This is a genomic window from uncultured Amaricoccus sp. (genome assembly GCF_937858865.1).
In the GTDB taxonomy this organism is placed as follows: Bacteria; Pseudomonadota; Alphaproteobacteria; order Rhodobacterales; family Rhodobacteraceae; genus Amaricoccus.
This window is the reverse complement of sequence record NZ_CALLYO010000212.1, coordinates 1-3,847: the sequence shown is the minus strand read 5'-3', so window position 1 is coordinate 3,847 and position 3,847 is coordinate 1. Positions and strand designations below refer to the sequence as shown.

The window sequence follows — 3,847 nt, the reverse complement described above, 5'->3', positions numbered from 1 at the left end:
CGCACGCGCGGGGACACCTATTTGCCCTTCCCGGCCAGGATCTTCTCCTTCAGGGCCGGCAGGAACCAGATGTCGCGCAACTGGTCCGGATGGACCAGATCCCAGTAGACGCCATCAGGCTGCTGGCGCTGATGACGGACTTCGATCACTTCGTTCTCGGTGACGATCCAGTCGAGAAGCGAGTCATGCGCCATGATTGGCAGGCGATCGTCTTCCACCACCATGCTGGAGTGCACCGTGGTGACGATGGGCGTCCGGTCGGTGATCTTGCCCAGATCGCGGAACAGGCCCAGCTCCAGGTCGGCAAAGCCGCCGCCTTTCCCGGTGCGGCCGCCAGCGCGGGTCACGGCCACGCAGCCGCAGACGCAAATGTCCAAGGCCGGCAGATCCTCGAAGGAGAGCTTCTCGCCAACCTGAACGGCCCCGGCCGAGGTGGCGGCCATCTCGAACTGCACGCCCTTCGACTCCAGCACTGCCGGATCGAGCTTTGCCCAGGGCAGCTCGCCCGTACTGAATTCCGGCACCGGCATCAGGACGGTCTTGCCGTCGTAGAGCGCGCGCAGACGGACCGCGATCTGCGGCGGGTCAGGGTTGCACTTCACCACCATGGCCTGCCGCCAGACGTCAAGCTCGGACAGCCTCTTCGCGGCATTCTCCGCGCCGACCCAGTTCGAGATCCGGCTCCAGACGGGGCCGATGTTCTGGCCGCTGTCTTCCAGCTCCTGCCACACCTCGGCGCGAAGCCGGTCCTTGTCGGTATTGCGGCCCGACCATCGGCCAGCTTTCTCGGCATCGGTGGCGACAAGGGTCGAGTTAAGCGTCGAGTGGCTCAATTGTCTCTCCCGTGGCGGTTACTCAGTTAGCGGAACGCCGCTGCAGCCACGCTATACCCGAGGGGTGGTCACCCGATATTCGCCGAACCGCCAAGAAGTCTATATCGAGTCTGGTATACCACTACGCTGCAGGGATCGGGCGACGGCCGTCACTTGCCGCCTTAGCCAGGTATTGCGCGGATCGGCCTGCGCACGTTCGTGCCAGAGCAGGTAGAAAGCCAGCTGACCGCATTCGCTGGGCGCGGGCAGGCTGTGCAGGGGGAGGATCTTGCACTGATAGTGAGCGAAGGGGGCACTGGAGGTAAAAACCATCTGGGAGGACAAGATGATATGTGGGATCAGGTTGAATTCCGGGACCATGGCCCGGATGTCGCGGCGATGGCCGGCTGCAGCCAGCTGGCTGTCGATCGGGCCGGGGTCGGCCTTCGACCGTGCCAGCGGGGCGATGTGTTCCGCGGACAGGTAATCATCCAACGTCAGACTATCCTTACCCACGAAGGAGTGACCAGGCCCGAACAGGCAGACCACGTCCTCGGTCATGAGATGGGCAGTCTTCAGATGTTGCGGCTGGCCTGGCCAGTTGCAGATCACCAGATCGAGCTCGCCGCGTTCCAAGGCGCCCGCATAGTCATAGGCCCGCACCACCGCTCGCACAGTGATCCGCGCGCCGGGTGCCGCCTGCCGCAGCGCGGCGATCAGCGGAGGCAGCAGCATCGCCTCCATGCAATCGGCAGAGGCGATGCGGAACTCGCCGCCCGCGGTCTGCGGGTCGAAGGTGGCAGGTGGGCCGACCACGCGGTCGAGCCCCTGCAGAACCTCGGCCAGAGGCTCCATCATCGCCAGTCCCCGTTCGGTCGGCACCAGTCTGGCACCACTGCGCACGAGGATCGGGTCGCCTGTCGTCTCGCGCAGGCGGCGCAGGACGAGGCTGACATAGGGCTGCGTCAAGTCCAGCGCCTGCGCGGTACGAGTCACACTACGCGTTTCCAGGATGCTCATCAGGACCCGCAAATGCCGTAGATCCACCGACTTCGGATCGGTCATGTTCGGCCTCTCTGCGTCTCGGTGCCCGTCCATCTGCGCCAGCCCCGACGTTCGATCGCTGGCGACAGATTGCGACCGCAAGCATCACGATTAGCAGGGCTACACTTCACAAAGTACCGATATCGCTAAAGCCGAAACAGCAGTTCAGGAAAGGGTCGCCATCGAGGCCGCCCTTTCGGAACCCTGCCGTTGGTGAGGTTGCCAGGCCCGATGAACGCTCCGGCCGGAGTCACGCTGAACCGCGCGTCCCTGCGCGCTTGATCGGGAGCCCGATGCGTCGTGTTCCAGAGAGGTCCCGAATCGCGTCTGTAAACTGTAGCTTTGGTTCTCGTCCAGATCTGGGACAGGGGCGCGCGGCGCTTTCAAGAGGCAGGTCTGGCCGGGCTTTGAAACTGGAGGAGGTCCGGCGCGACGGCCGGTTCCCGGCTCGCGCGGGAGAGCGGGAAGGACTGGTTCCGAGATTTTGCACCGCAGCGGCCCGACGAGGCCAATGGCGGCTTCGGGCCGGGCGTATAGCTCAGCCCCTTTCCGCGCACCTGATTGGGACCAGATTCGCCTTCAGGATGGCGGTTTCGAACGCCGGGATGCGATCTCGCGGGCAAGCCCGAGGAAGGCCTTCAATCCAGCCGACAGGATCACCTGCAACGCCATCTGCCCGGGCTACGTCCTGACCCCGCTCGTGGAAAAAACAGATCCCCGACACCGCAAAGGCCCGCGGCATGACCGAGGATCAGGTCAAGCGCGACGTCCTGCTCGCGGCGCAGTGGACCAAGAAGTTCGTGACGGTCGAGCAACTGGCCGGCATTGCGCTTTTTCTCTGTTCGGATATCGCCGAGAATATCATGGGCGTCGCCTTGCCGGTGGATGGCGGGTGGACCGCCGCATGATCGAGTGAGCCCGGCCGTATGGGGAACCGATGCGACAGAAGCTTGTCTCCGCCCGTGAAGCCGCCGACCTGATCAGGGATGGCGACACGCTCACGACGTCCGGTTTCGTCGGCATCGGCGTCCCGGACGCGTTGCTGTGCGCCATCGAGGAGCGGTTCCTGGAGACTGGGGCCCCTTGCAACCTGTCGCTGGTCTTCGCCGCGGGCCAGGGCGACGGCAAGGACCGCGGACTGAACCGGCTCGGACATGACGGGCTGCTGCGGCGCGTGATCGGTGGTCATTGGGGGCTGATCCCGAAGATCGGCGCGCTCGCCACCGGCGGCCGGATCGAGGCATACAACCTGCCGCAAGGCTGCATCAGCCAGCTCTATCGTGACATCGCCGCCGGCAGGCCGGGATTGATGACCTGGGTCGGGCTGGAGACGTTCGTCGACCCGCGCAACGGCGGCGGCCGCATCAACGACCAGACCACCGAGGAGATCGTCGAGCTGGTCGAGTTCGGCGGCGCCGAACAGCTCTTCTATCATGCGCCCAAGCTGACCGTCGCGCTGCTGCGCGGCACCACGGCGGACGAGCAGGGCAACGTCACCATGGAGCGCGAGGCCCTCGTGCTCGACAACCTCGCCCAGGCAATGGCGGTCCGCAACAGCGGCGGGATCGTCATCGTGCAGGTGGAGCGGATGGCCGCCGCCGGCGCCCTGTCCGCGCGCGAGGTCGTGATCCCGGGCATTCTGGTCGATGCGGTAGTGCTTGCGGAGCCCGACAAGCACCTCCAGACCTACGCCACCACGTTCAGCCACGGCTTCACCAACCGGGTCCGCAGCTCGGCCGGGGCGATCCCGCCTGCGCCGCTCGACGCGCGCAAGGTGATCGCCCGGCGCTGCGCCTTCGAACTGCCGGTTAACGGCGTGGTCAACCTCGGCATCGGCATGCCCGAGGGCGTCGCCTCCGTCGCCGCCGAGGAAGGGCTCCTGCAGCACCTGACCCTGACCACGGAGCCGGGCGTCATCGGCGGGCAGCCCGCGTCCGGCCTCGACTTCGGCGCGGCGGTGAACATCGATGCCCTGATCCCGCAGAACAACC

The 3,847-nt window shown here is 65.8% G+C and carries 3 protein-coding genes and 1 pseudogene; 2 read left to right on the top strand and 2 right to left on the bottom strand.

The features are described 5' to 3' along the window. Positions 1 to 17: 17 nt before the first annotated feature. Both Q0112_RS05785 and Q0112_RS05780 read right to left on the bottom strand, forming a co-directional pair. Positions 18 to 833: a 5-formyltetrahydrofolate cyclo-ligase gene (locus tag Q0112_RS05785; RefSeq protein WP_297972666.1), complete on the bottom strand. Its 816-nt coding sequence runs from the start codon at positions 831 to 833 to the stop codon at positions 18 to 20. A gap of 99 nt (positions 834 to 932) precedes the next feature. Further along, on the bottom strand, positions 933 to 1,877 hold the full coding sequence (locus Q0112_RS05780) for a LysR family transcriptional regulator (RefSeq protein WP_297972664.1): 945 nt from the start codon (positions 1,875 to 1,877) through the stop codon (positions 933 to 935). A gap of 628 nt (positions 1,878 to 2,505) precedes the next feature. On the opposite strand from Q0112_RS05780, the pseudogene Q0112_RS05775 reads away from it, so the two are divergent. Both Q0112_RS05775 and Q0112_RS05770 read left to right on the top strand, forming a co-directional pair. After that, positions 2,506 to 2,764 (top strand): annotated as a pseudogene (locus Q0112_RS05775) (SDR family oxidoreductase); the annotation flags it as partial. 29 nt (positions 2,765 to 2,793) lie between these two features. Further along, on the top strand, positions 2,794 to 3,847 hold a 1,054-nt coding region (locus Q0112_RS05770; protein WP_297972662.1), incomplete at its 3' end, for a CoA-transferase.